Consider the following 24,617-nt stretch of genomic DNA (forward strand, 5'->3'; position numbering starts at 1 on the left):
GTGTGATCGCTGTACGGTCACCGTCGCACGGAGCCCCGGGGGGCTTCCTGGTGGGTAAGGCGTTCGGGGGTACGGGCGGACGGGGCGTCCGCGGGCCGCCGCGGAGCGCGGTCAGGCCACCGTGCCCTCCCCCCGCGCCGCCTCGATCACCTCGTCCAGGGTCTCCCGGGAGCGGACCAGGTCGGCGATCATCCGGTCGATGCGGTCGCGCTCCTCGGCGAGGTCGGCGACCAGCCGGGGGGTGGCGACGGCCGAGGGCCCGCCGTCGGCGTCCCGCATGCACGGCAGCAGCCGCGCGACCTTCGCGCTGGACAGCCCGGCCGCGAACAGCTCCTGGATCCGGATCACCCGGTCGACCGCCGCCTCCGGGTACTCGCGGTGCCCGCCGGGCGTCCGCCCGGACGCGAGCAGTCCCCGCTTCTCGTAGTAGCGCAGCGACCGCTCGCTCACACCGGTCCGCCGGGCCAGTTCACCGATCCGCACGTCCACCCCCGGGACTTGATTCTGACACCGGTGTCAGCTTCTAGCGTACGGGCATGACGAAGACAACGGCACTCCTGGAACCGGCTCGTCTCTTCGGGCTGGACCTCCCCAACCGCCTGGTGATGGCCCCGCTCACCCGCAACCGGGCAGCCGCCGACGGCACCCCCACCCCGCTGATGGCCACCTACTACGCCCAGCGCGCCTCCGCCGGCCTGATCATCGCCGAGGCCTCGACGCCGAACGCGACCGGGCAGACGTACCCCCACATCACCGCGATCCACACGCCGGACCACGTGGCCGGCTGGCGCCGGGTGACGGACGCCGTGCGGGCGGTCGGCGGCGGGCCGATGTTCCTGCAGCTCCAGCACGGCGGCCGGGTCGGGCATCCGGCGACCAGCGGCCTGACGCCGGTGGCGCCCTCGCCGGTGCCCCTGCCCGGGACGGTCTTCACGCCCGAGGGGCACCGGCGGGCCGTCGTGCCGCGGGAGATGACCCCCGACGACATCCGCGTCACCGTCGCCGACTTCGCGGCCGCCGCCCGCAACGCCGTCGAGGCCGGCTTCGCCGGGGTGGAGGTGCACTCGGCCAACGGCCACCTGCTGCACCAGTTCCTCGCCGGGAACACCAACCGCCGTACGGACGGCTACGGCGGTTCGGTGTCCGGCCGGATCCGGTTCGCGGTGGAGGTGGTCGAGGCGGTGGCCGCCGAGATCGGCGCCGGCCGGGTGGGGGTGCGCGTCTCCCCGGGGAACACCGTCAACGGCATCCGGGAGACGGACACCGACGTGCTCTACCCCGCGCTCGTCGAGGCGCTGGCGGGACGGGGACCGGCCTACCTCCACCTGGCGTACGCGGACCCGGACTCGCCCCTGTTCCGGCGGATCCGCGCGAGCTGGCCGCGGACGCTCGTCGCCAACCCCGTGCTGACGGAGATCTCCACCGAGGCGGTGCACCGGGAGTCCGCCCGCCTGCTGGCCGCCGGGGCCGATCTGATCGCCCTCGGCCGGCCCTTCCTCGCCAACCCCGACCTGGTGACGCGGCTGCGGCTGGGCGCGCCGCTCAACCCGGTCAGGGACCGGTACCTGATGTACGTGGGCGGGGCGGCCGGCTACACCGACTACCCCACCCTCGATGAGGCCGGGGCTCGGCCGTCCAGGTCCTCGATGCGGGCGTTGGACGGGGCCCGCGTGGTCTGAAGGCCGCGCGCCACGTCCTCCGCGGCGCCCAGTACCCGTACCGTGTTCTTCCAGGTCAGCTTGGCCAGGTCGGCCTTGGACCAGCCGCGGTCCAGCAGCTCGGCGATCAGGTTGGGGTAGCCGGAGACGTCGTCCAGGCCGTCGGGGGTGAAGGCCGTGCCGTCGTAGTCGCCGCCGATGCCGAGGTGGTCGACGCCGGCGACCTCACGCATGTGGTCGAGGTGGTCGGCGACCGTCGCGGCCGTGGCGACCGGGCGCGGGTGCCGCTCCTCGAAGGCGCGGTGCACCTTCATCGCCTCGGGGGTGGTGTCCAGGGGGTGCAGGCCGTGCGCGCGCATGTTCTCGTCCGCGGCCGCCGTCCAGTCCACGGCCGCCTGGAGCACGAACTTCGGCACGAACGTCACCATGGCGACACCGCCGTTGGCGGGCAGCCGCTCCAGCACGTCGTCCGGGATGTTGCGCGGATGGTCGCACACGGCCCGGGACGAGGAGTGGGAGAAGATCACCGGCGCGGAGCTGGTGTCCAGGGCGTCGCGCATGGTGGTGGCGGCGACGTGCGAGAGGTCCACCAGCATGCCGAGCCGGTTCATCTCGCGGACGACCTCGCGGCCGAAGGCCGACAGCCCGCCGACGCCCGGCTCGTCGGTCGCTGAGTCCGCCCACGCCACGTTGTCGTTGTGGGTGAGGGTCAGGTACCGCACGCCCAGCGCGTACAGCCCCCGCAGGGTGCCGAGGGAGCCGGCGACGCAGTGCCCGCCCTCCGCGCCCATCAGGGAGGCGATCCGGCCCTGCCCGCGCGCGGCCTCCATGTCGGCGGCCGTCAGGGCGGGGGCCAGGTCCTGCGGGTACCGGGCCAGCAGCTGCCGTACGCAGTCGATCTGCTCCAGGGTGGCCGTGACCGGGTCGGGCGAGTCCGCGGGGACGTACACCGACCAGAACTGCGCGCCGACCCCGCCCTCGCGCAGCCGCGGGAGGTCGGTGTGCAGCCAGGCGCCCTGGCGGACGGAGATGTCCCGGGCGTCGAGGTCGTAGCGGACCTGCTCGCGCAGCGCCCAGGGCAGGTCGTTGTGCCCGTCGGCGACGGGGAACTCGGCCAGCAGCGCGCGGGCCTCGTCGAGGGAGGTCACGGGCGTCACTTTCCGAAGCCGAAGCCGCTGCCCGCGCCCTCGACCTTGGACCGCAGTCGCCTGCCCTTCTCGGTGGCCTGGTCGTTCAGGTCCTGCTGGAAGTCGCGCATCCGCTGCAGGAGGTCCTCGTCGTGCGCGGCGAGGATCCGGGCCGCGAGCAGACCCGCGTTGCGGGCACCGCCGACGGAGACGGTCGCGACCGGGACGCCGGCCGGCATCTGCACGATCGACAGCAGGGAGTCCATGCCGTCGAGGTACTTCAGCGGCACGGGCACGCCGATGACCGGCAGCGGGGTGACGGAGGCGAGCATGCCGGGCAGGTGGGCGGCGCCGCCCGCCCCGGCGATGATCACCTTCAGCCCGCGCCCGGCGGCCTGCTCCCCGTACGCGATCATCTCGCGCGGCATCCGGTGCGCGGAGACGACGTCGACCTCGTAGCCGACCTCGAACTCGTCGAGGGCCTTGGCCGCCGCCTCCATGACGGGCCAGTCGGAGTCCGACCCCATGACGATGCCCACCAGGGGAAGGGGGCGCGCGTCGGCGCTCGCCGAGGGACTGTGGCCGGGCGACGGGTGGGCGGGGCTCATTCGGTGATCGTGCCTCTCAGGTAACCGGCTGCGTGACGGGCGCGCTCCAGCACGTCGTCCAGGTCGTCGCCGTAGGTGTTGACGTGGCCGACCTTGCGGCCGGGCTTCACGTCCTTGCCGTACATGTGGATCTTCAGCCGGGGGTCGCGGGCCATGCAGTGCAGGTACGCGGAGTACATGTCCGGGTAGTCGCCGCCGAGGACGTTGACCATCACCGTCCACTTCGCGCGCGGGCGCGGGTCGCCGAGCGGCAGGTCCAGGACGGCCCGGACATGGTTGGCGAACTGGGAGGTGATCGCGCCGTCCATCGTCCAGTGGCCCGAGTTGTGCGGGCGCATCGCGAGCTCGTTGACGAGGATGCGGCCGTCGCGGGTCTGGAACAGCTCGACGGCGAGGTGGCCGACCACGCCGAGCTCCTTGGCGATGTCCAGGGCCATCCGCTCGGCCTGCAGGGCGAGGGACTCGTCGAGGCCGGGGGCGGGGGCGATCACCGTGTCGCAGACGCCGTTCACCTGCCGCGACTCCACGACCGGGTAGGCCACGGCCTGCCCGTGCGGCGAGCGCACGACGTTGGCGGCGAGCTCGCGCACGAAGTCGACCTTCTCCTCGGCGAGGACGGGCACACCGGCGCGGAAGGGCTCGGCGGCCTCCTCGACGGAGTCCACCACCCACACGCCCTTGCCGTCGTAGCCACCTCGGACGGTCTTGAGGACGACCGGGAAGCCGTCCCCCTCCGCGGCGAAGGCGGCCACGTCGTCCGGATCGGAGACGATGCGGTGCCGCGGGCACGGCACGCCGATCGCGGTGAGCTTCGCGCGCATCACGCCCTTGTCCTGGGCGTGCACGAGCGCGTCCGGGCCCGGGCGCACGGGGATGCCGTCCGCCTCCAGGGCCCGCAGGTGCTCGGTGGGCACGTGCTCGTGATCGAAGGTGATCACGTCACAGCCGCGTGCGAAGGCGCGCAGCGTCTCCAGGTCGCGATAGTCGCCGATGACGACGTCGTTCACGACCTGCGCCGCGGAGTCCTGAGGAGTGTCACTGAGGAGCTTGAACCTGATGCCGAGCGGGATGCCCGCCTCGTGGGTCATACGAGCGAGCTGGCCTCCGCCGACCATGCCGACTACCGGAAATGTCACACCCCTAGGGTATCGGCCGTGGCGCGGGGGTCGGTTTCCCGCCCTTCCCGGACGTTCCCCGGCCCCCGCGCGCCCGTCCGCAGGAAGATCGCGCGGGTGGGTGGTTAGCATGGCTGGGTTGACGCCGACCGACGGACGGGGGCCTGCACGACCATGGGACATGGTTCCTCGGGGCCCCGCCCGGCGCCCCCGAGCGCCGTACGGCAGCGCGTCGACCGGCTGGTGCGCGAGCTCGCCAAGTTCGGCGCGGTGGGCGGCGCCGGCCTGCTCGTCAACCTCGGCGTGTTCAACCTGGTGCGGCACACGACCGACCTCCAGGTGGTGCGGGCGAGCGTCGTCGCGACCGTGGTCGCCATCGTCTTCAACTACCTGGGCTTCCGCTACTTCGCCTACCGGGACCGCGACAAGAGCGGCCGCACGCGGGAGCTCTCCCTGTTCCTGCTGTTCAGCGTGGCCGGCCTGGTGATCGAGAACGGCGTCCTGTACGTCGCGACGTACGGCTTCGGCTGGAACAGCCCGCTCCAGAACAACGTCTTCAAGTTCCTCGGCATCGGCATCGCGACCCTGTTCCGCTTCTGGTCCTACCGCACCTGGGTGTTCCGCGCACTGCCGTCCGCGGGCGCGGTGGCCGACGCGGAATCGTTCCTGAGGAGGAAGGCCCGGGAGAAGCCCGGGGCGGGGCAGCGGGTCCCGTAAGGCCCCGGAACCCGGGGCCCGGGCCCTGTCGTTCGGATCACCCCGGCGTCGCGGGGCCCGGCACGCACATCCGCGGCGTTGCCGTCGGCCGCCGACGCTGCGCGTCGACTCTCTCTTCCGCCTTGCACCTGCACGCACCAGGCCCCGCTCGGGTCGGCTGAGATGTGCCGCACCTCACAGCCGGCCCGATCCGAACGACAGGCCCTAGCGGACCGTCGGCCCGCCCCCGTCCGTCTTCTCCGACGGCGGCGTACGCGACAGGAACAGCCCGAACACCGCCGGCTTGGCCTGGAGCATCTCCAGCCGGCCGCCGTCCGCCTCGGCCAGGTCCCGCGCCACCGCCAGCCCGATGCCGGTGGAGTTGCGGCCGCTGATCGCCCGCTCGAAGATCCGCGCCCCGAGGTCCGCGGGCACGCCGGGTCCCTCGTCCGTCACCTCGATGACCGCCTGGTTCCCGGTGACCCGCGTGCGCAGCGCCACCGTCCCGCCTCCGTGCATCAGCGAGTTCTCGATCAGCGCGGCCAGCACCTGCGCGACCGCCCCCGGCGTCCCCACCGCCTGCAGGTGCCGTTTCCCCGAGCTGACGATGGCCCGTCCCGCGCTGCGGTACGCCGGCCGCCACTCGGCGAGCTGCTGCTGGATGACCTCGTCGAGGTCGAAGGTGACGGCGGAGCCGGTGCGCGGGTCGCGGGAGTTCGTCAGCAGCCGCTCGACCACGTCCGTCAGCCGCTCCACCTGCGTCAGCGCGATGGTCGCCTCCTCCTTCACCGTGTGCAGGTCCTCGGTGAGGGTGATCTCCTCCAGCCGCATCGACAGCGCCGTCAGCGGTGTGCGCAGCTGGTGGGAGGCGTCGGCGGCCAGCCGCCGCTCGGCGGTGAGCATGCGCGCGATGCGCTCGGCGGAGGCGTCCAGCACGTCCGCGACCCGGTCCAGTTCCGGCACGCCGTAGCGCTTGTGCCGCGGGCGCGGGTCTCCCGAGCCGAGGCGTTCGGCGGTCTCCGCCAGGTCGGTCAGCGGGGAGGCCAGCCGGTTGGCCTGGCGGATGGCCAGCACCACCGCGGCGATCACCGCCAGCAGCGCGACCAGCACGATGATCGTCAGCGTACGGCCGACCTCCCGGGTCACCGAGGAACGCGGCTCCTGGACGGTGACGGTCTCGCCCTCCTCGCCCGGGGCCGTGGCGCTGATGACGTCGCCGTCGGGCCTGGTGCCGATCTCGATGGGCCGCCGCTCCGGGATCCTGATCACGGCGTAGCGGTCCTGCGTGATCTGGCCGCGCAGCACCTCCGCGTCGACGTGCTCCGCGATCAGCAGCCGGCTGTCCACGATGCTGGCCAGCCGGACCGCCTCGGACTCCACCCGGTCCTGGGCGCTGTTGCTGATCGTCCGGGTCTCGACGATGACGAGGGAGACGCCGAAGACGGCGATCACGACGAGTACCACGGCGAGCGTGGACTGGATCAGTCGACGGCGCATGACCTCTCACCCGAATCAGCCGGGGAACACCCTGCGCGGGGTCCGGCCCTTCCCGACACGAACCCCGGCGGGGCTCAGCTCTTCTCGAAGCGGAACCCCACGCCGCGCACGGTGGCGATGTAACGGGGGTTGGCCGCGTCGTCCCCGAGCTTCTTGCGCAGCCAGGAGATGTGCATGTCGAGGGTCTTGGTCGACGACCACCAGGTGGTGTCCCAGACCTCGCGCATGAGCTGGTCCCGCGTGACGACCCGCCCGGCGTCCCGCACCAGGACCCGCAGCAGGTCGAACTCCTTGGCGGTGAGCTGCAGCTCCTCGTCGCCCATCCAGGCGCGGTGCGACTCGACGTCGATGCGCACGCCGTGCGTGGCGGGCGGCTGCTGCGGCTCGGCGGCGCCGCGCCGCAGCAGGGCACGGACCCGGGCGAGCAGCTCGGCGAGCCGGAACGGCTTGGTGACGTAGTCGTCGGCGCCCGCGTCGAGTCCGACGACGGTGTCCACCTCGTCGGCGCGCGCGGTCAGGATGAGGACCGGCACGGTGTGCCCCTCGGCGCGCAGCCGCCGGGCCACCTCCAGCCCGTCCATGCCGGGCAGTCCCAGGTCGAGCACCACCAGGTCCACGCCGCCCTGCATCCCGGCGTCCAGCGCGGTGGGTCCGTCCTCGCGTACCTCGACCTCGTACCCCTCCCGGCGCAGGGCGCGGGCCAGCGGTTCCGAGATGGACGCGTCGTCCTCGGCGAGCAGTACTCGGGTCATGAAGTGATGGTAGTCCCGCCGCGGCGGGGGCCGAGGTGTGATCGAAAACCCCGGTTCTCACCGTCGGCACACCTGCTTCTTACCTTCGGGCTTCCTGGTGCGAACCTCCGCCTGTGGGGTGCGATCCTGTGATCGACCTTCGAATCAGCGCCTACGGTTCCCTTGAAACCTGTGATCCATGTCTCAAGTCCTTTTATATCCGGTGGTGTCCTGCCGTATGGTGAATCAACGCCTGTTGCACCGTGGGGACCTTCGGCGGCATTCGACGCTGGGGGTCTCTTTCGTGTGCGGGCCGGTTCCGGCCGGCCCTTCACGCAATGACCTGTGGCCGGGCCTCGCAGCGCATCGACGCGCGTAGAGGCGTGGATCCCGGTGGACGCCGTCCGCCGCTCCGTGACCCGGAGCGGACTCCCCTGGGCGTGGGGTGGTTCGGCACGGCCCGCCGGTGCCGGCCGCCCCCACCGGGCGCGCACCCTCGTGCGGCGCGTCCCGACCAGCAAGGATCGACCATGGCGTCCAGCCTGACGAAGGACTCGGTCACCCCGGGCACCCCCGGCTCCGAGCGGACCTTCTTCGGCCACCCCCGCGGACTGGCCACCCTCTTCATGACCGAGATGTGGGAGCGCTTCTCCTACTACGGCATGAGGGCTCTGCTCCCGCTGTATCTCGTCGCTCCGGGCGGCCTGCACCTGAGCGCCGGCACCGCGACCGCGATCTACTCGGTGTACGTGTCGCTGGTGTACCTGCTCGCGATGCCGGGCGGCTGGTTCGGCGACCGGGTCTGGGGTCCCCGCAAGACCGTCGCCGTCGCCGGCACGGTCATCATGCTCGGCCACCTCACGCTGGCGCTGCCCTCCTCGGGCACCTTCTACGCGGGCCTCGCCCTGGTCGCCATCGGCTCGGGCCTGCTCAAGGCCAACATCTCCACGATGGTCGGCCACCTCTACGACGGCCCGGACGACCCGCGCCGCGACGGCGGCTTCACCGTCTTCTACATGGGCATCAACCTCGGCGCCTTCGCCGCGCCGCTGGTGATCGGCACCGTCGGCGAGAGCGTCGACTGGCACCTGGGCTTCGCGCTCGCCGCCCTCGGCATGGCGCTGGGCCTCGCGCAGTTCCTGCTCGGCAGCCGCCACCTGGACCCGCACTCCAGCGTCGTCCCGAAGCCGCTGTCCGCCGACGAGAAGGCCTCGACCCTGCGCAAGGCCGCGCTCTGGGCGGGCATCGCCGCCGTCGCCTACACGGTCCTCGGTTTCTCCGGCCACTACACGCTGAACTGGGTCCTGGTCCCGCTGACCCTGCTCGGTGTGATCATCCCGACCCTGGTCCTGGTCCGCATCAAGCGCGACAGGGAGCTGGACCGCCCCGAGCAGTCCAAGATGTCGGCGTACATCTGGTTCTTCGTCGCCGCGGCCGTCTTCTGGATGATCTACGACCAGGGCGCCTCGACGCTGGCCCTGTTCGCCGACTCCTCCGCCGAGAACAGCGTCCTCGGCTGGGAGTTCCCGGTCTCCTGGTACCAGTCGGTCAACCCGGTCCTGATCATGGCGCTGGCCCCGGTCTTCGCCTGGTTCTGGCTGGCGCTGAACCGGCGCGGCAAGGAGCCCGGCACGATCGTGAAGTTCGCCTCGGGCCTGACCCTGGTCGGCGTGTCCTTCTTCCTCTTCCTGGCTCCGCTGGCCATCGCGGACGGCGGCCACAAGGCGGCCGCGCTGTGGCTGGTGGCGATCTACTTCGTCCAGACCGTCGGCGAGCTGCTGCTCTCCCCGGTCGGCCTGTCGGTCACCACGAAGATGGCCCCGGCCAAGTACGCCTCCCAGATGATGGGCGTCTGGTTCCTGGCCGTCACCGCCGGTGACGCCACGACCGGTCTGCTCTCCATCGCCGGCGTCGACCTGAACAAGACGGGCGTGGTGGCCCTGGAGGCCACGCTCGCCGTGGTCGCCGGCGGCGCGGTGTGGATGTACCGCAACAAGGTCAAGGAGCTCATGGGCGACGTCCGCTGAGACGTCGCCGGCCGGGCCGGGCCCGGCCCGCGAGGGCCGTCGCACTCACCCGGGTGCGGTGGCCCTCGTGCCGTTCGCGGACGCCGTCGGGCGCCCGGCCCGGGCCGCGGAAGCCGGGTGCGGCCTGCGCGGACCCTACGCGGGAGCCCCCAGCTCCGCCCACACGGTCTTGCCCGCGACCCCGGGGGTCCGTACGACTCCCCAGTCCAGGCAGAGCCGCTGCACGATGAACATGCCGTGGCCGCCGGGCCGTCCCGCCCGGTGCGGGGTGCGCGGGGCCGGCTGACCGGTGCCCCGGTCGGAGACCTCGACGCGGATCACCTTGTTGTCGCAGGAGATCCGCAGCTCGTCCGGTCCCTCGGCGTGCAGGCAGGCGTTGGTGACCAGTTCGGAGACGACGAGCAGCACGTCCTCGGCGGCGGCCCGCTGGTCGGCGGTGTCGGCGGGCAGCCAGTCCCACGCGTACAGCGCCTGGCGGGTGAAGTCGCGGGCGAGCGGGACGACGCCGCTCTGGTCGTCGAAGCTCAGCCGGCGGGCCTGGCGGCTCTTGGGGGGTGCCGCGACCGCTTCGGCGGGCGCGCCCGCGCCCCCGTCAGCCGCCCCGGACGGCACGCTCCGGCCCTTGCCGGCCGCCCCGAACGGTGCTCCCCCGCCCGCCGCGGACGCACCGGACACCGGTACGCCGCCCCGGGGTGTCCCGGAAGCGCCGCTGGGCTCCGGACCGCGGTCGCCCGGCGGATAGGGCCGGGTGGTGCTCATCAGCGCTTCACCTCACCGATTCACCAATTCATATTCACAAGGTCAGTACACAGTCGGTCACGCCGTGCGCGGCGTGTCGGTTCGCGGTGTCCCCGCCACCCGGCGGCCGACGGGTTCAGGATGTCTCCTGCCCGACCCGACCGGTGGAACACCCCTGTATTCGGCACGAAAACCGGGTCCGGGAAGAACACCGGTCCCGCGGGGTGCGGCCGAGGCATGGCGACGACCCGCCCGCGAGGTCAGCCGGCCTCGTCGGCCAGGGCGGCCTCAAGGGTGTCGTGGACAGTGAAAACGGCATCGGCCCCCGTGATCTCGAACACCCGCGCGACGACCGGCTGCATCCCCACGAGATGCACCCCGCCCCCGGCGGCCTCGGCCTTCAGCCGCGCGCCGAGCAGCACGTTGAGTCCGGTGGAGTCGCAGAACTCCAGACGTGTGCAGTCGATGACGAGTCGCTTGAAGCCCTTGGCGAGGCAGTCCTCGAGTGGCTCGCGCAACAGATCGGCGGTGTGGTGGTCCAACTCACCCGCCGGGGTCACGACGGCACTGAGGCCCTCTTCTCGCACCTCCACCAGAAGCCGGCCCGACTGTGCGCTGCCGACCGTCCCGCGGTCCATGCCGTCTCTCTCTCCCGACGTCGTGGCTGCTTGCTGACGCCCTCGAACACTACGCCTTCTCCACACGCTCCGACACCCGAACAATCACTCACAAACGGACATATATCAACAGAATGCACTTGCGGCGGGCTCGGGAGAGCGGGTAGGGCTAGTAAGGACACGTACCCGACACGGCCGGCTTTGGAGGCGCCGCACACCGCAGTGCACGTACTGGCTTCGGCAGCCATATGCCGAGAACGATGGAGGACATCATGTCACCCCGGCTCGACGCATCGCCTACCCGTGAAGCGACGTCGACACCCCTTCCGGAACATCCGGGTCCCATCGAGCAGGGCGAGGTGTTCGTCACACCGGACGACCTGCTCGCCGGACTTCCGGACATCCCCCCGTACGACGAGGTGGGCGCGGTCGACGCACGGGCCCTGTCCAAGACCCTCTTCGAGCGCCTGGAGTCGCTGGAGGAAGGCACCCGCGAGTACTCGTACGTGCGCAACACGCTCGTCGAGCTCAACCTCGCCCTGGTCAAGTTCGCCGCCTCCCGCTTCCGCTCGCGCAGCGAGCCGATGGAGGACATCATCCAGGTCGGCACCATCGGCCTGATCAAGGCGATCGACCGCTTCGAACTCTCCCGCGGCGTCGAGTTCCCCACCTTCGCGATGCCGACCATCATCGGCGAGATCAAGCGCTTCTTCCGCGACACCTCGTGGTCCGTGCGCGTCCCGCGCCGGCTGCAGGAGCTCCGGCTCGACCTGGCCAAGGCCGGTGACGAGCTGGCCCAGAAGCTCGACCGCGCCCCGACGGTGGCCGAACTGGCCGAGCGCCTCGGCATCTCCAACGAGGAGGTCGTCGAGGGCATGGCGGCGTCGAACGCCTACACGGCCTCGTCCCTGGACGCCCAGCCCGAGGAGGACGACACCGAGGGCGCGCTCGCGGACCGGATCGGCTACGAGGACCACGGGCTCGAAGGCATCGAGTACGTCGAGTCGTTGAAGCCGCTGATCGCCGAACTGCCCCCTCGGGACCGCAGGATCCTGTCGCTGCGGTTCGTGGCGGGGATGACCCAGTCCGAGATCGGCGAGGAGCTCGGCATCTCGCAGATGCACGTGTCGCGCCTGCTGTCGCGCACCCTGGCGCGGCTGCGCAAGGGGCTGACGGTCGAGGAGTGACGACGGCTCCCCGGGCGGCGGTGGTCGCCGCCCGCCCGGGGGCGGCGGACGGGCGCCGGGCGCCCGCCGGTGCCGGGCGCCGGGCCCGCGGGTCCGGGCGGCGGATGCCGGCCGGGCGGCGGGCGCCCGGCCGTGTCGTGTCCGGAGATCTCCGTGTCGTGTCCGGGAGCCTCCGTGTCAGGGCCTGGCTCCGCGGCGCGGGGCCGGTCCGCGGTGTGCCCGTCAGACCACCCGCACGCCCCGCCGCCACACTCCGCCGACCAGCGGAACGCCCGGCCGGTAGGCCAGGTGGACGTGGCTCGGGGCGTCCAGGAGGGTCAGGTCGGCGTACGCGCCCGGCGTGAGGCGGCCGATGTCGGTGCGGCGCAGGGCCGCGGCCCCGCCCGCCGTGGCCGACCACACCGCCTCGTCGGGGGTCATGCCCATGTCCCTTACGGCGAGGGCGATGCAGAAGGGGACGGAGGACGTGAAGGACGACCCCGGATTGCAGTCCGTGGACAGCGCCACCGTCACCCCCGCGTCGAGCAGGCGGCGGGCGTCGGGCCACCGGGCGCGGGTGGAGAACTCGGCGCCGGGCAGGAGCGTGGCCACCGTCCGGCTGTGCGCCAGGGCGTCGACGTCGGCGTCGGTGAGGTGGGTGCAGTGGTCGGCGCTGGCCGCGTCCAGTTCGACGGCGAGCTGCACGCCGGGGCCGTGGGAGAGCTGGTTGGCGTGGACGCGGGGGTGCAGGCCCCTGGCCCTCCCCGCGGTGAGGACGGCGCGCGCCTGGTCGCCGTCGAAGGCGCCCTTCTCGCAGAAGACGTCGATCCAGCGGGCGTACGGGGCGCAGGCGTCGAGCATCTCGCCGGTGACGAGGGCGACGTAGCCGGCCGGGTCGTCGGCGAAGTCCGGGGGGACGACATGGGCGCCGAGGTAGGTGACCTCGTCGGTGTGGCGGGCGGCGATGCGCAGGGCGCGGGACTCGTCGGCGACGGTCAGGCCGTAGCCGGACTTGGTCTCGAAGGTGGTGGTGCCCTGGCGGAGCGCCTCGCCGAGGTAACGGGTGAGGTTGGCCTCCAGTTCCGCGTCGGTCGCGGCGCGGGTGGCGGCGACCGTCGTCCGGATGCCGCCCGCGCTGTAGGGGCGGCCGGACATGCGGGCGTTGAACTCCTCGGTGCGGTCGCCCGCGAAGACCAGGTGGGAGTGGGAGTCGACGAAGCCGGGGAGGACCGCCCGGCCGCCGGCGTCGACCCGGTTGTCAGTGGCGGGTGCTTTGCTTGATCCACCGGTCCACGCGACGCGGTCGCCCTCGATGACGACGGCCGCGTCCTGGATCAGTCCGAGGGGGGAACAGTCACCGAGGGAGGGGTCGTTGGTGACCAGAACGGCGATGTTGGTGATGAGCGTGCTGGCGGTGCTCGCGCAGTGGTCGGGGCTGACGGTCGTCGCGTTGCTCATGGCGTCCTTGCTGGCCTGGTCGGCGGTGGGGTCGGGTTCGGGGGCGGAGACGGGCCGCGCGGACAGGCGGCCCGCGCTCATCCGCGCAGCGCTGCGACGGCGTCCGCGAGGGCCTTCGGCACCTCCGGCACGAGGGTGTGCAGCCCGTCCCGCACCACGTGCCGGCCTCCGACGACCGTATGCGACACGTCCGCTGCCGACGCGGCGAATACGGCCGTCTCGGCACCGAGCCGCGGAAGCGGCCCTGCCGTCCTGACCGAGTCGAGCGCGATCGTCGTGAGGTCGGCGAGCGCGCCGGGCTCCAGGGTCCCCGCGTCCGCCCAGCCGAGGGCGGCGTGGCCGTCGGCGGTGGCGGCCCGCAGCAGGGCCGCGGCCGTCCAGTGTCCCCGGGTGCGGCTGCGCAGGCGCTCGTTCAGCTCCATCGCGCGGGCCTCTTCGAACAGGTCGACGACGGCGTGGCTGTCGGAGCCGAGGGAGAGCGGGGAGCCCGCCCGCTGCAGGGCGACGGCGGGTCCGATGCCGTCGGCGAGGTCGCGTTCGGTGGTGGGGCACATGCAGGTGCCGGTGCCGGATCCGCCGATCAACGCGATGTCCTCGTCCGTGAGGTGCGTGTTGTGGACACCGGTGGTGCGCGGTCCGAGCACGCCGTGGTCGGCGAGGAGCCGCGCCGGGGTGCGGCCGTGGACCTCCCGGCAGGCGTCGTTCTCCGCGGTCTGCTCGGACAGGTGCACGTGCAGCGGGGCCCGCCGCTCCTCGGCCCACCGCGCCACGGTCGTCAGCTGGTCGGCGGGCACGGCCCGTACGGAGTGGATCGCCGCTCCGATCCGTGCGTGATCCCGTTCCTCGAGAAGTGCACAGCGTGCGGCCCAGGCGTCCGCCGTCCCGTCGGAGAAGCGGAGCTGGTGGGCGTTGGGCGGCTGTCCGAAGCCGGCGGAGAGGTAGGCGGTGTCCAGGAGGGTGATGCGGATGCCGGCTTCGGCGGCGGCCGCGATCAGCGCCTCCCCCATCGCGTTGGGGTCGGCGTAGGGGGTGCCGCCGGGGGCGTGGTGGACGTAGTGGAACTCGCCGACGCAGGTGATGCCGGCCAGCGCCATCTCGGCGTACACGGCGCGGGCGAGGTCGTGGTACGTGTCGGGGGTCAGCCGGTCGGCGACCGCGTACATGACCTCGCGCCAGGTCCAGAAGGTGCCGGAGCCGACCTGGACGGTGCCGCGCAGGGCGCGGTGGAAGGCGTGGCTGTGCGCGTTGGCGAGGCCGGGGAGCGTCAGTCCGCGCAGGATCTCGGCGCCGGGCGGCGGGGCGGGCACGCCGGTCCGCACGGCGGCGATGCGGCCGTCGCGGACGTCGAGGGCGACGCCCGGCTCGATGGGGGTCCCCCCTGTTCGAGCGGAGCCGAGAACTCGGGGGAGAGTGCCGAGCCAGGCGTGTTCCAGCCAGAAGGTCGTCGGTGTCACCTGCACGCCAGTCCTTCCAGTACGTCGGCGAGGGCGAGGACGCCGGCCACGCAGTCGTCCTCGGCGGCGAACTCGGCCGGGGAGTGCGAGACGCCCGTGGGGTTGCGCACGAAGAGCATGGCGGTCGGGACGCTCCCGGACAGGATCCCCGCGTCGTGTCCGGCGCCGGTGCCGAGGACGGGCACCTTGAGGCCGGCGTCCTTGCCGAGGATGCGGGCGAGTTCGTCGCGCAGCGCGTGGTCGAACTCGACGACGGGGGTGAACGACTCGCGGACGACGTCCAGGCCGACGCCGTGCTCCCGCGCGTGGGCGCGGGCCGCCTTCTCGATGCCGGTGACGACGGTGTCGAGGGCGCCCTGGTCGGGCGCGCGGGAGTCGAGCCAGCCGCGCACCAGGGAGGGGACGGCGTTGACGCCGTTCGGTTCGACGGCGACCTTGCCGAAGGTGGCGACGGCACCGGCGAGGTGCGCCTCGCGGCGGGCGGCGAGCACGGTCTCGGCGTAGGACAGCATCGGGTCGCGCCGGTCGGCGAGGCGGGTGGTGCCGGCGTGGTTGGCCTCGCCCCGGAAGTCGAACCGCCACCGCCCGTGCGGCCAGATGGCGCCGGCGACGCCGACCCGGTCGCCGGACAGGTCCAGGGCGCGGCCCTGTTCGACGTGGAGTTCGACGAAGGCGCCGATGCGGGCGAGCCGCTGCGGGTCCGGCCCGATGGCGTCCGGGTCGTGTCCGGCGGCTTCCATGACCTGCGGCAGCGTGCGCCCGTCGCCGTCGGTGAGCCGGTGCGCCTGCTCGCGGGTGAGCTGCCCGGCGGTCAGCCGCGACCCGACGCAGGCGAGGCCGAACCGGGCGCCCTCCTCGTCGCCGAAGTTGACGATGCCCAGGGGCTTGCGCCACTGCGCGTTCCTGCCGCGCAGTTCGTCCAGGGCGGCGAAGGCCGACACGACCCCGAGGGGCCCGTCGAAGGCCCCGCCGTCCGGTACGGAGTCCAGGTGCGACCCGGTGACGACGGCGTCCCCCTCGGCGGGGTCTCCGAGCCAGGCCCACTGGTTGCCGTTCCGGTCGACCTCGTAGCGCAGGCCGCGGGATTCGGCCTGCGCCCGGAACCAGGCACGGCACTCGGCGTCGGCCCCGGTCCAGGCGAAGCGGCGGTACCCGCCGGAGGCGGAGCTGCGGCCGACCGGCAGCAGCTCCGCCCACATGCTGTGGAAGCTCACGCGCCGTCACCCTCGCGGATCGCGCCGTCGGCCTCGCGGGCCGTCCCGCTGCTTTCGCGGGCCGTCCCGCCGCCCGCGCGGGCCGTCCCGCCGCTCCCGCCGACCGTCTCGCCGCTCCCGCCGACCGCTCCGTCGCCCTCGCGCATCGGCACCCGCACGCCCCGCTCCCGGGCGACCGACTCCGCGAGGTCGTACCCGGCGTCGACGTGCCGGACGACGCCCATGCCGGGGTCGTTGGTCAGCACGCGGCGGATCTTCTCGCCGGCCAGCTTCGTGCCGTCGGCGACGGTCACCTGTCCGGCGTGGATGGAGCGCCCGATGCCGACGCCGCCGCCGTGGTGGAGGGAGACCCAGGACGCCCCGGAGGCCACGTTGACCATGGCGTTCAGCAGCGGCCAGTCGGCGATCGCGTCGGAGCCGTCGAGCATGCCCTCGGTCTCGCGGTACGGGGAGGCGACGGAGCCGCAGTCGAGGTGGTCGCGGCCGATGACGACGGGCGCGGACAGTTCGCCGCCGGCGACCATGTCGTTGAAGCGCTCACCGGCCTTGTCGCGCTCGCCGTAGCCGAGCCAGCAGATCCGGGCGGGCAGGCCCTGGAAGTGGACGCGCTCGCCGGCCATGCGGATCCAGCGGGCCAGGGACTCGTTCTCCGGGAAGAGGTCGAGGACGGCCCTGTCGGTCTTCGCGATGTCGGCCGGGTCGCCGGACAGGGCGGCCCAGCGGAAGGGGCCCTTGCCCTCGCAGAACAGCGGGCGGATGTAGGCGGGCACGAAGCCGGGGAAGGCGAACGCCCGGTCGTATCCGGCGAGTTCGGCCTCTCCCCGGATGGAGTTGCCGTAGTCGAAGACCTCGGCGCCGGCGTCCAGGAAGCCGACCATGGCCTCGACGTGCCGGGCCATGGACTCGCGGGCGCGGGTGGTGAAGCCGGCCGGGTCCTTGGCGGCGTAGGAGGCCATGTCCTCGAACTCCACGCCCAGGGGGAGGTAGGCCAGCGGGTCGTGGGCCGAGGTCTGGTCGGTGACGATGTCGACGGGGGCGCCCGCGGCGAGGAGCTGCGGGAGGAGTTCGGCGGCGTTGCCGAGGACGCCGACGGACAGGGGCCTGCGCCGGTCCCGGGCCTCGACGGCGAGCCGGAGGGCGTGGTCGAGGGAGTCGGCCCGCACGTCCAGGTAGCGGTGCTCGATGCGGCGCTCGATGGCACGCGGGTCGCAGTCGACGCAGATCGCGACACCGCCGTTCATCGTCACGGCAAGCGGCTGGGCGCCGCCCATGCCGCCGAGGCCGGCGGTCAGGGTGATCGTCCCGGCGAGCGTGCCGCCGAACCTCTTCGCGGCGACGGCGGCGAACGTCTCGTAGGTGCCCTGGAGGATGCCCTGGGTGCCGATGTAGATCCAGGAGCCGGCGGTCATCTGCCCGTACATGGTCAGGCCGAGGGCCTCCAGGCGGCGGAACTCCTCCCAGGTGGCCCAGTCGCCGACGAGGTGGGAGTTGGCGATGAGCACGCGCGGCGCCCACTCGTGGGTCTGCATGACGCCGACCGGGCGGCCCGACTGGACGAGCATCGTCTCGTCCTGCTTGAGGGTCCGCAGCGTGCGGACCATCGCGTCGAAGGACCGCCAGTCGCGCGCCGCCTTCCCCGTGCCGCCGTAGACGACGAGCTTGTCGGGGTGTTCGGCGACTTCCGGGTCGAGGTTGTTCTGCAGCATCCGCAGGGCGGCTTCCTGCTGCCATCCCAGGGCGCTCAGTTCCGTGCCGCGCGGTGCTCGAACGGGGCGGGGTCCTGACATGGTCTGCCTCCTGGTGGGTGCTCCCGGCGGATTGTTGCTGCGGCTATTCACATCCTGACTTGATGAATAGAGCTAGTCAACACATCGGGGTGTCGTCGCGGGCGGGCCGCGGGTGTTTGGCTGGACGCATGGACGCACGCACCGGCGGGACGGGGAATGCGATGGGCGGCGAGGGCGGCGACCGGGCCGGCGGTCCGGGCGCCGGGCGGACGGCGCGGCGGGACGGGGCGGTGCGGGCCGCCGTGGAGCAGGGGCTGCTCGGTCCCGGCAGCCCCGTCGTCGGCCTCCTCGACGTCATCGGCATCCGGGAGTCGGCGGCGGAGCTGAAGGCGGCGTTCGACGCGGTGACGGCGCCCGGCACGCCGGTGCTGCACGCCTTCGCGGTGAAGGCGACCCCGCTGGTGCCGGTGCTGCGGCTGCTGCACGAGGAGGGCATCGGCGCGGAGGTGGCGAGCCCGGGCGAGCTGGCGCTGGCACGGGCGGCCGGGGTGCCGCCGGCCCGGACGGTCCTCGACTCCCCCGCCAAGACACCCGCCGAGCTGCGGGAGGCCCTGGCGCTGGGCATCGCCGTCAACGTGGACAATCCGCAGGAGCTGCACCGCGTCGACGGGCTGGCGCGCTCCGCCGCGGGCCTGTCCGGACCTCCCGGCTCCGCTCGGGCGGGCGGGATCCCCTCCCCGATCGGCATCCGGGTGAACCCGCAGGTCGGCGCGGGCTCCATCGAGGCGCTGTCCACGGCGACGGCGACTTCGAAGTTCGGGGTGGCGCTGCGCGACGAGGGGGCCCGGGAATGGGTCGTCCGGGCGTACCTGGACCGGCCGTGGCTGACCCGGCTGCACACGCACACCGGCTCGCAGGGCGTCCCGCTGTCCCTGATGGCACGGGGCGTCGCGGAGACGTACGCGCTCGCGGAGGAGATCAACCGGCGCGCCGGGCGCCACCAGGTCGACACCGTCGACATCGGCGGCGGGCTGCCGGTGAACTTCGCCTCGGAGGCGACGGCACCGACGTACGCGCAGTACGCGCGGATGCTCGCCGGGACGGTGCCGGGCCTGTTCGACGGGCGGTACGGGCTGGTCACCGAGTTCGGGCGGTCGCTGCTGGCCAAGCACGGCACGGTGGTGGCGCGGGTCGAGTACACCAAGAGCGCGGGCGGGCGCCCGGTCGCGGTGACGCACGCGGGCGTGCAGGTCGTCACGCGGACGGTGTACGCGCCGCAGAGCTGGCCGCTGCGGATCGCCGCCCATGACGGCGGGGGGCGGCCCAAGCGGGGGCCCGCCGTCGTGCAGGACGTCGCCGGCCCGGCCTGCTTCGCGGGCGACCTGCTCGCGCGGGGACGGGAGCTGCCGCTGCTGGAGCAGGGGGACCACGTGGCGGCGCTGGACACGGGGGCGTACTGCTTCGCGCACCACTACGCGTACAACTCCCTCGTCCGGCCCGGGGTCCATGGGTTCGCGCCGGACGGGGCGGGCGGTGTCGCCTTCGCCGAGGTGCGGCGGGCGCAGACGGTCGAGGAGGTCGTGGCCGAGGCGGGAGGGGCGCGGGCGGACGCGCTGACCCGCGGTCACCTGCCCTGAGGCTTCCACGGGCCGGTGACGCGCGGCGGCCGGGCGGACCGGCCCGGCGGAGCCGCGTGCCGGGCGCCTCCGCGCCCCGGTGCGGGCGCGAAGCCCACCGGCGCGGGCGCGAAGCCAACCGGCGCGGGCGCGAAGCCGCCCAGCCCGGACGCCGACACTCTGTCAGGGGGCACGAAGCCGGCCGGCACGGACACCGGCACCCCGCCGGGGGCACGAAGCCACCCCAGCATGGGCACGGACGCCCGTCAGGGGGGTACGAAGCCACCCGGCGCGGACACCGACACCCCGCCAAGGAGCACGAAGCCACCCGGTGCGGACACCGACACCCCGCCAGGAGCCCGGCGGCGCCACGCGCGCGGCCGGGCCACGCAGGCCCGGCCGCGCGCACCCGGCTACACCAGCGCCGGAGTCCTCCTGCGCGATCCGCCCGGCGCCGCGTCCCCCGCCGCGATGCCCGTGCTGCGGAACGCCCTGACCGTCTTGCCGGCCGGGCGGCCGCCCCCGCGCAGCCAGTCGACGCGCACCCACAGCAGGACCTCCCGGGCCCGCTCCAGCCGGCCGATCCAGGCGGCCTTCAGCCACAGGCCGGCCGCGCAGCCGGCCAGCAGCATGCCGCCCGCCGCGGGGACGGCGAAGGCGCCGCCCACGGCGGCGAGGAAGGCGAGCAGGAGCCACCAGCGGTGACCGCGCCGCCAGTTGCGGGTGCTCACCGCGCGGTCCTGGAGCACGTCGTGCCGGCCCGCGCGGGCGGCCGAGCGGGCCAGTGCGGTGTACCGCCCGCGCCGGGCACAGGCCACCACGGCCGTCGCCACGACGAACAGCGCGGCGCCCGCCAGGACGCCGATCCGGCGCCCGGTCAGTCCCGGTACCAGCAGACCGATGCCCGCCGCGACCACGCCCAGCCACCACAGCGGTGCGGCTCCGGCCCGTACGACGACGGCCACCCGAGCCAGCCCCTGTCCTCCGCGCGTCACGTTCAGCCTCCCGTCTTCAGGTCGTCGAAGCGCTGTGAAGCGTCGTGAGGCGCTGTGCACAGCGTCTGAAGGTGTCTTAGGCGACGCACGTTAGCCGCGCAAGGTGAGACGAGTCTGAGAAGACGGAAGCCGCAAGCCGGGCGCGCGGGCCGACCGTCACTCCACGAACAGCCCCCGCGCCGCCGCCTTCGCGTCGAACTCCTCCAGGCGGGCCTGGGCGTCGGGCAGGTCGTCGCACATGGCCTCCAGCAGGACCCGGCCCAGCAGCATCGGCGCGCAGGCCGTGTCGAAGGCGAGTCCGGTGCCGACGGCGGCGGGCAGCAGCAGGTCCGAGACCCTGGCGACCGGGGCGAAGGCGGAGTCGGCGACCGTGACCACGGTCAGCCCGGCCTCCTTGGCGTAGGCGAGGGTGTCGAGGACCTCGCGCGGGTGCCGGGGCAGCGCGAAGCAGAGCAGGGCCGTCGCCCCGGCGTGGACGGCGGCGTCGATGCGGTCGTGGAGCATCGTGCCGCCCTCGCCGAGGAGCCGTACGTCGGGGTGGACCTTGGCGGCGAAGTACGCGAAGCCGTGCGCCTGGGCGGCCGCCGCGCGCAGCCCGAGCACGGGCAGGGGCCGGGAGGCCGCGAGCAGCCGCCCCGCCTCCCGCACGGGGCGGGGATCGGCCAGCGCCTGCGCCAGGTGCCGCAGGTTCTCGATCTCCGCCTCGACGGCCTGCTGGTACTCGTTGTACGCCGCCGTCCCCGCCGCCGGTTCGGCGGGCGCGACCTCGCGCAGGTGCCGGCGCAGCGCGGGGTAGCCGTCGAAGCCGAGGGCGACGGCGAAGCGGGTCACGGACGGCTGGCTGACCCCGGCCAGCTCGGCCAGCTCCACGCTGGACAGGAACGGCACGTCGGCGGCGCGCCGCACCATGCTGTGCGCGATGCGGCGCTGGGTCGGCGTCAGCCGGTGGCCCTCGAAGAGCGCCTGCAGCCGCGCGGCAGGGCTGTCGGTCGCGCCCATGACGTGCTCCCCCTCGCCTATTCAGTAGCTGAGGATTCTGCATGAGCATATGCAGGGCAGCAAGCGGCCAGGAAGCCGCGGCCGTCCCCCTGAGGGCGACCCGTGAAAATGAGAGTGTGTACCTCAAAATGAGAGCGCACTTGATAGCGTGTAGCCCTAAATGATAGTGACGTAGATCACTTTCAGGGGGTGGATGCCACCCTCTCGACGTCATTCCCGAGGTGACCCGTCTGACGCAACGCGTCGTGACGCGCGTACTGTTCGGCGCCGCGAGCGAGGAAGCCGGCGACGTCGTCGACCGCTGCTTTCCCCTACTGGGCGCGTACATGCTCAAACGGGGATTCGCGCCGCTGCCGTTCCCGCGCACCTGGCCCACTCCGGCCAACCGGCGGGCGGCTGCCGCACGGCGGGATCTGTACAACGTATGCGACCGGATCATCAGGGAACGTGACCCTCGCGAGACCGAGAACGACCTGCTGGAACTCCTTCTGAAGGCCGGTGAAGGAACTGGCGACCAGCTATCGCCCGAAGAGATCCGCGATCAGGTGCTGATCTTCTTCCTCGCCGGGCACGAGACCACTGCCACGTCGATGACGTTCGCCCTCCATCTGCTCGCTCGTCATCCTGAGGCACAAGCTCGGGCGCGGGAAGAGGTGGACCGGGTTCTCGGGACCCGTACACCCACGGCCGACGACTTCGACCAGCTGGAGTACGTGCACATGGCTCTCAAGGAGGCCATGCGGCTGTACCCACCGTCCCCCGGCATCAGCCGACGGGCCACGGCAGAGACCGAGATCGACGGCTATCGCATCCCGGCCGGAAAGATCGTCTTCCTGAGCCCCTGGGTCACCCATCGCCATCCGGCGTACTGGAAGGACCCGGAGGTTTTCCAGCCCGAACGATTCTCGCGGGAACAAGAGGCGGAGCGGCCGCGCTACGCATGGTTCCCCTTCGGTGGAGGTCCGCGTGCCTGCATCGGCCAGTACTTCTCGATGCTGGAAGCCGTACTGGCCATCGCAGTCATTCTGCAGTCCTTCGAGGTGGAAGCGGTCGACACCGAGATCCGGCTCACCCAGAAGATGGCCCTCCGTTCCGAGGGGCCAATCAGATGTCGGTTCATTCCACGATGAACCCCACCCCCCATGACCCAACGGTCCCCTACATCCGGAGGTGATCCGCATGCGTGCTGCGGTGTTGCGCGAGTCGGGCCAAGGCGAGATCGAGCTGCGCGACGATGTCACGGCTCTCGGCCCCGGCCCCGAGGAGGTCAAGATCCGCATTCGGGCGACCGGGGTGTGCCACTCCGATCTCTCCCTCATCTCCGGCGAACTGCCCGGGGGTGGCGGCGCCATGATTGTCGGCCATGAAGGCGCGGGCGAGGTGGTCGAGGTCGGCGACCAGGTGACCGCCGTCGCGCCCGGTGATCACGTGGTGATCAACTGGATCCCGGCTTGCGGACGCTGTGAGGACTGCCGCAACCGGCAGGTACATCTCTGCATGGGATTCATGGAGAACCTGTTCTCCAAGCATCGTTTCGAGATCCACGGCACCCCGGCCTTCGGCATGGCCGGCACGGGCACCTGGGCTGAGGAGATGGTCGTCCCCTGGCAGGCCGCGATCAAGATCGACCCCGAATTCCCCTTCGAGCAGGCCGCCCTGCTCGGCTGCTGTGTGCCCACCGGCGTCGGAGCCGTCCTCAACACCGGCTCGGTGCGGCCGGGTGACCGGGTGGCCGTGATCGGTCTCGGCGGTGTCGGCCTGTCGGCGGTGCAAGGTGCCCGCCTCGCCGGCGCCACGAGCATCGTCGCGATCGATCCGGCTCAGCACAAGCACCCGCTCGCTGCCCGGCTAGGTGCTACCCACACGATCACACCCGAGGAAGCCGAGGGGATCAAGGACAGCCTCACCAGCGGGAGGGGGTTCGATCACGTATTCGAAGCGGTGGGACGGTCCGCCACGGTCAGGCACGCCTGGGAGCTGACGAGGCGGGGCGGCGACGTGGTGGTGATCGGGGCCGGAGCACCGAACGACCTGCTGGACATCAGCACCTACGAACTCCTTTTCGCCAGCCGCAACATCCGGCCTTCCGTCTACGGTGGATCAGATCTCCGGCGAGATCTGCCGAAACTCATCGAACTCACCCGGTCCGGCCACCTGGACATAGAAAGCCTGATCAGCGCTCGGGTGCGCTTCCAAGATCTCAACGATGCCGTGGCCGCACTGACAAAGGGGGAGGTCATCCGGCAGGTCGTCGTCTTCGACTGACCCCATCGGCCACACCACGTCCGGCCGATTCACCCGCGCCGAGCGGCGCCGCCCCCGCCACGGCGCCCCCTTCAAGGTGCCTTTACGCCGCCGCGGTCGGCGTAAAGGCACCTTGACGTCAGGTTGCCTTGACGTCAAGGCGGCTTGATGGCACGGTGGAGACGTGGCTACTCCTGATGAGGTTGAGCGTCAGCACACGCTGCTGTCAGCGGCGGCACGTTTCGAGACTCTGCGCACCCGTGACGCCCTGGCATCACCCCCGGACGACGAGGACGAGCTCGACGGCTTCGCCGACGACATGGCGCCATTGACACGCGAGGAGGCCCTGGAGCTGCTCGCGTTGGGGGAGGTGATCGCCCGGAAGGCGGCTTACGGACGTCAGCTCTCGGTGCGGTCGGCCCGGCGGGCCGGTGCCTCCTGGTCCCAGATCGGAGCGGCCCTTGGTACCAGCAAGCAGGCCGCCTGGGAAGCTCACAATCGCTGGATCGACGAACAGGCCAAACAACAGCAAGACGCAGGTCACTGGGGTCTCGACGACGATGCCCTCGACGCGGCTCGCACGCTGGCGGGCGAGCCCGACGACTGACGGGCAGCCGTCATGTACCGCGCCTGCACACCGGGCTCGCCGCGTTCTCCCGCAGGCCCCGGATCCACAGCCTCATCGCTCCCACACCAGTCACGCCATTCCGCTGCTACTCACCCGGCCGAGCCTCCGCTCGGCATTCGCCGCCCCGGTATCGCGGCGACGAAGGCGCCGACGGAGAAGCCGTCAGCAGCGACCCCGGGCACCTTCGAGCCCAAGCCCCCGCACCCTTCTGAGGAGCGATTAACGATGTTCGAGAGGTTCACCGACCGCGCGCGGCGGGTTGTCGTCCTGGCTCAGGAAGAAGCCCGGATGCTCAACCACAA

The 24,617-nt window shown here is 72.5% G+C and carries 21 protein-coding genes and 1 pseudogene; 8 read left to right on the plus strand and 14 right to left on the minus strand.

Going from position 1 to position 24,617, the window contains the following annotated elements; translation table 11 throughout:
• Positions 1–111 precede the first annotated feature (111 nt).
• Positions 112–483, minus strand: a complete 372-nt coding sequence (locus tag AB0L29_RS31090) for a MerR family transcriptional regulator (RefSeq protein ID WP_365831921.1) — start codon at positions 481–483, stop codon at positions 112–114.
• A gap of 53 nt (positions 484–536) precedes the next feature.
• Between AB0L29_RS31090 and AB0L29_RS31095 the strand changes: the two genes are divergently transcribed.
• Positions 537–1,679, plus strand: coding sequence for an alkene reductase (locus AB0L29_RS31095; protein WP_365831888.1), 1,143 nt, complete (start codon positions 537–539; stop codon positions 1,677–1,679).
• Here AB0L29_RS31095 and AB0L29_RS31100 read toward each other — a convergent pair.
• The 3 genes from AB0L29_RS31100 to AB0L29_RS31110 all read right to left on the minus strand — a co-directional run bounded on the left by AB0L29_RS31100 (position 1,601) and on the right by AB0L29_RS31110 (position 4,529).
• Positions 1,601–2,806, minus strand: a complete 1,206-nt coding sequence (locus tag AB0L29_RS31100) for a dipeptidase (RefSeq protein ID WP_365831890.1) — start codon at positions 2,804–2,806, stop codon at positions 1,601–1,603. The genes AB0L29_RS31095 and AB0L29_RS31100 overlap by 79 nt on opposite strands.
• A 5-nt stretch (positions 2,807–2,811) precedes the next feature.
• Positions 2,812–3,312, minus strand: a complete 501-nt coding sequence (gene purE, locus AB0L29_RS31105) for a 5-(carboxyamino)imidazole ribonucleotide mutase (protein WP_365831923.1) — start codon at positions 3,310–3,312, stop codon at positions 2,812–2,814.
• A gap of 77 nt (positions 3,313–3,389) precedes the next feature.
• Positions 3,390–4,529 (minus strand): 5-(carboxyamino)imidazole ribonucleotide synthase, encoded by a 1,140-nt coding sequence (locus AB0L29_RS31110; RefSeq protein WP_365831892.1) that lies wholly within the window; start codon positions 4,527–4,529, stop codon positions 3,390–3,392.
• Positions 4,530–4,682: 153 nt separating this feature from the next.
• Here AB0L29_RS31110 and AB0L29_RS31115 point away from each other — a divergent pair, with 153 nt between their 5' ends.
• Positions 4,683–5,225 (plus strand): GtrA family protein, encoded by a 543-nt coding sequence (locus tag AB0L29_RS31115; RefSeq protein ID WP_365831894.1) that lies wholly within the window; start codon positions 4,683–4,685, stop codon positions 5,223–5,225.
• Positions 5,226–5,429: 204 nt separating this feature from the next.
• On the opposite strand, the gene AB0L29_RS31120 is transcribed toward AB0L29_RS31115, so the two are convergent.
• Both AB0L29_RS31120 and AB0L29_RS31125 read right to left on the minus strand, forming a co-directional pair.
• Positions 5,430–6,701, minus strand: coding sequence for an ATP-binding protein (locus AB0L29_RS31120; protein WP_365831896.1), 1,272 nt, complete (start codon positions 6,699–6,701; stop codon positions 5,430–5,432).
• A gap of 74 nt (positions 6,702–6,775) precedes the next feature.
• Complete coding sequence (locus tag AB0L29_RS31125; RefSeq protein WP_365831898.1) at positions 6,776–7,453, minus strand: response regulator transcription factor; 678 nt, start codon at positions 7,451–7,453, stop codon at positions 6,776–6,778.
• Between the two features lie 509 nt (positions 7,454–7,962).
• On the opposite strand from AB0L29_RS31125, the gene AB0L29_RS31130 reads away from it, so the two are divergent.
• Positions 7,963–9,459: an oligopeptide:H+ symporter gene (locus AB0L29_RS31130; RefSeq protein ID WP_365831900.1), complete on the plus strand. Its 1,497-nt coding sequence runs from the start codon at positions 7,963–7,965 to the stop codon at positions 9,457–9,459.
• A 135-nt stretch (positions 9,460–9,594) separates the two neighbouring features.
• Here the strand turns inward: AB0L29_RS31130 and AB0L29_RS31135 are convergent, their stop codons facing one another.
• Both AB0L29_RS31135 and AB0L29_RS31140 read right to left on the minus strand, forming a co-directional pair.
• On the minus strand, positions 9,595–10,218 hold the full coding sequence (locus tag AB0L29_RS31135; protein ID WP_365831902.1) for an ATP-binding protein: 624 nt from the start codon (positions 10,216–10,218) through the stop codon (positions 9,595–9,597).
• 239 nt (positions 10,219–10,457) lie between these two features.
• Positions 10,458–10,835, minus strand: a complete 378-nt coding sequence (locus AB0L29_RS31140) for an STAS domain-containing protein (protein WP_365831904.1) — start codon at positions 10,833–10,835, stop codon at positions 10,458–10,460.
• A 239-nt stretch (positions 10,836–11,074) separates the two neighbouring features.
• Between AB0L29_RS31140 and AB0L29_RS31145 the strand changes: the two genes are divergently transcribed.
• On the plus strand, positions 11,075–12,001 hold the full coding sequence (locus AB0L29_RS31145; RefSeq protein WP_365831906.1) for an RNA polymerase sigma factor SigF: 927 nt from the start codon (positions 11,075–11,077) through the stop codon (positions 11,999–12,001).
• A gap of 222 nt (positions 12,002–12,223) precedes the next feature.
• On the opposite strand, the gene hutI is transcribed toward AB0L29_RS31145, so the two are convergent.
• The 4 genes and pseudogenes from hutI to hutU all read right to left on the minus strand — a co-directional run.
• Positions 12,224–13,519 carry an imidazolonepropionase gene (gene hutI, locus AB0L29_RS31150; protein WP_365831908.1) on the minus strand — a complete coding sequence of 432 codons (1,296 nt, stop codon included), beginning with the start codon at positions 13,517–13,519 and terminating at the stop codon, positions 12,224–12,226.
• Positions 13,516–14,898 (minus strand): formimidoylglutamate deiminase, encoded by a 1,383-nt coding sequence (locus AB0L29_RS31155; RefSeq protein ID WP_365831910.1) that lies wholly within the window; start codon positions 14,896–14,898, stop codon positions 13,516–13,518. The genes hutI and AB0L29_RS31155 overlap by 4 nt, the downstream gene beginning before the upstream one ends.
• The gene (locus tag AB0L29_RS31160) at positions 14,889–16,106 is read right to left on the minus strand and encodes an allantoate amidohydrolase (protein WP_365831911.1); all 1,218 of its coding nucleotides are present in this window, start codon (positions 16,104–16,106) and stop codon (positions 14,889–14,891) included. Before AB0L29_RS31160 ends, AB0L29_RS31155 begins: the two co-directional genes overlap by 10 nt.
• A 125-nt stretch (positions 16,107–16,231) precedes the next feature.
• Positions 16,232–17,893, minus strand: a pseudogene (gene hutU, locus AB0L29_RS31165) (urocanate hydratase); the annotation flags it as partial.
• 161 nt (positions 17,894–18,054) lie between these two features.
• Here hutU and AB0L29_RS31170 point away from each other — a divergent pair.
• On the plus strand, positions 18,055–19,470 hold the full coding sequence (locus AB0L29_RS31170; RefSeq protein WP_365831925.1) for a diaminopimelate decarboxylase: 1,416 nt from the start codon (positions 18,055–18,057) through the stop codon (positions 19,468–19,470).
• A 392-nt stretch (positions 19,471–19,862) separates the two neighbouring features.
• Here the strand turns inward: AB0L29_RS31170 and AB0L29_RS31175 are convergent, their stop codons facing one another.
• Both AB0L29_RS31175 and AB0L29_RS31180 read right to left on the minus strand, forming a co-directional pair.
• The gene (locus tag AB0L29_RS31175; protein ID WP_365831913.1) at positions 19,863–20,444 is read right to left on the minus strand and encodes a hypothetical protein; all 582 of its coding nucleotides are present in this window, start codon (positions 20,442–20,444) and stop codon (positions 19,863–19,865) included.
• A gap of 156 nt (positions 20,445–20,600) precedes the next feature.
• A complete protein-coding gene (locus tag AB0L29_RS31180; protein WP_365831915.1) occupies positions 20,601–21,443 on the minus strand; it encodes a MurR/RpiR family transcriptional regulator in 843 nt (280 codons plus the stop codon).
• Between the two features lie 212 nt (positions 21,444–21,655).
• On the opposite strand from AB0L29_RS31180, the gene AB0L29_RS31185 reads away from it, so the two are divergent.
• The 3 genes from AB0L29_RS31185 (at position 21,656) to AB0L29_RS31195 (ending at position 24,294) form a co-directional block, all read left to right on the plus strand.
• Complete coding sequence (locus tag AB0L29_RS31185; protein ID WP_365831927.1) at positions 21,656–22,573, plus strand: cytochrome P450; 918 nt, start codon at positions 21,656–21,658, stop codon at positions 22,571–22,573.
• A gap of 49 nt (positions 22,574–22,622) precedes the next feature.
• Positions 22,623–23,708, plus strand: coding sequence for a Zn-dependent alcohol dehydrogenase (locus tag AB0L29_RS31190; RefSeq protein WP_365831917.1), 1,086 nt, complete (start codon positions 22,623–22,625; stop codon positions 23,706–23,708).
• Positions 23,709–23,871: 163 nt separating this feature from the next.
• On the plus strand, positions 23,872–24,294 hold the full coding sequence (locus AB0L29_RS31195; protein WP_365831919.1) for a hypothetical protein: 423 nt from the start codon (positions 23,872–23,874) through the stop codon (positions 24,292–24,294).
• Positions 24,295–24,617: the final 323 nt, after the last annotated feature.

It is taken from the genome of Streptomyces sp. NPDC052701 (genome assembly GCF_040678355.1).
Lineage (GTDB): Bacteria > Actinomycetota > Actinomycetes > Streptomycetales > Streptomycetaceae > Streptomyces.

Coding starts and splice junctions, on each gene's coding strand:
- AB0L29_RS31095 (WP_365831888.1), top strand. CDS start 537: ATGACGAAGACAACGGCACTCCTGGAACCGGCTCGTCTCTTCGGGCTG.
- purE (WP_365831923.1), bottom strand. CDS start 3,312: ATGGGGTCGGACTCCGACTGGCCCGTCATGGAGGCGGCGGCCAAGGCC.
- AB0L29_RS31115 (WP_365831894.1), top strand. CDS start 4,683: ATGGGACATGGTTCCTCGGGGCCCCGCCCGGCGCCCCCGAGCGCCGTA.
- AB0L29_RS31120 (WP_365831896.1), bottom strand. CDS start 6,701: ATGCGCCGTCGACTGATCCAGTCCACGCTCGCCGTGGTACTCGTCGTG.
- AB0L29_RS31125 (WP_365831898.1), bottom strand. CDS start 7,453: ATGACCCGAGTACTGCTCGCCGAGGACGACGCGTCCATCTCGGAACCG.
- AB0L29_RS31130 (WP_365831900.1), top strand. CDS start 7,963: ATGGCGTCCAGCCTGACGAAGGACTCGGTCACCCCGGGCACCCCCGGC.
- AB0L29_RS31135 (WP_365831902.1), bottom strand. CDS start 10,218: ATGAGCACCACCCGGCCCTATCCGCCGGGCGACCGCGGTCCGGAGCCC.
- AB0L29_RS31140 (WP_365831904.1), bottom strand. CDS start 10,835: ATGGACCGCGGGACGGTCGGCAGCGCACAGTCGGGCCGGCTTCTGGTG.
- AB0L29_RS31145 (WP_365831906.1), top strand. CDS start 11,075: ATGGAGGACATCATGTCACCCCGGCTCGACGCATCGCCTACCCGTGAA.
- hutI (WP_365831908.1), bottom strand. CDS start 13,519: ATGAGCGCGGGCCGCCTGTCCGCGCGGCCCGTCTCCGCCCCCGAACCC.
- AB0L29_RS31170 (WP_365831925.1), top strand. CDS start 18,055: ATGGGCGGCGAGGGCGGCGACCGGGCCGGCGGTCCGGGCGCCGGGCGG.
- AB0L29_RS31180 (WP_365831915.1), bottom strand. CDS start 21,443: ATGGGCGCGACCGACAGCCCTGCCGCGCGGCTGCAGGCGCTCTTCGAG.
- AB0L29_RS31190 (WP_365831917.1), top strand. CDS start 22,623: ATGCGTGCTGCGGTGTTGCGCGAGTCGGGCCAAGGCGAGATCGAGCTG.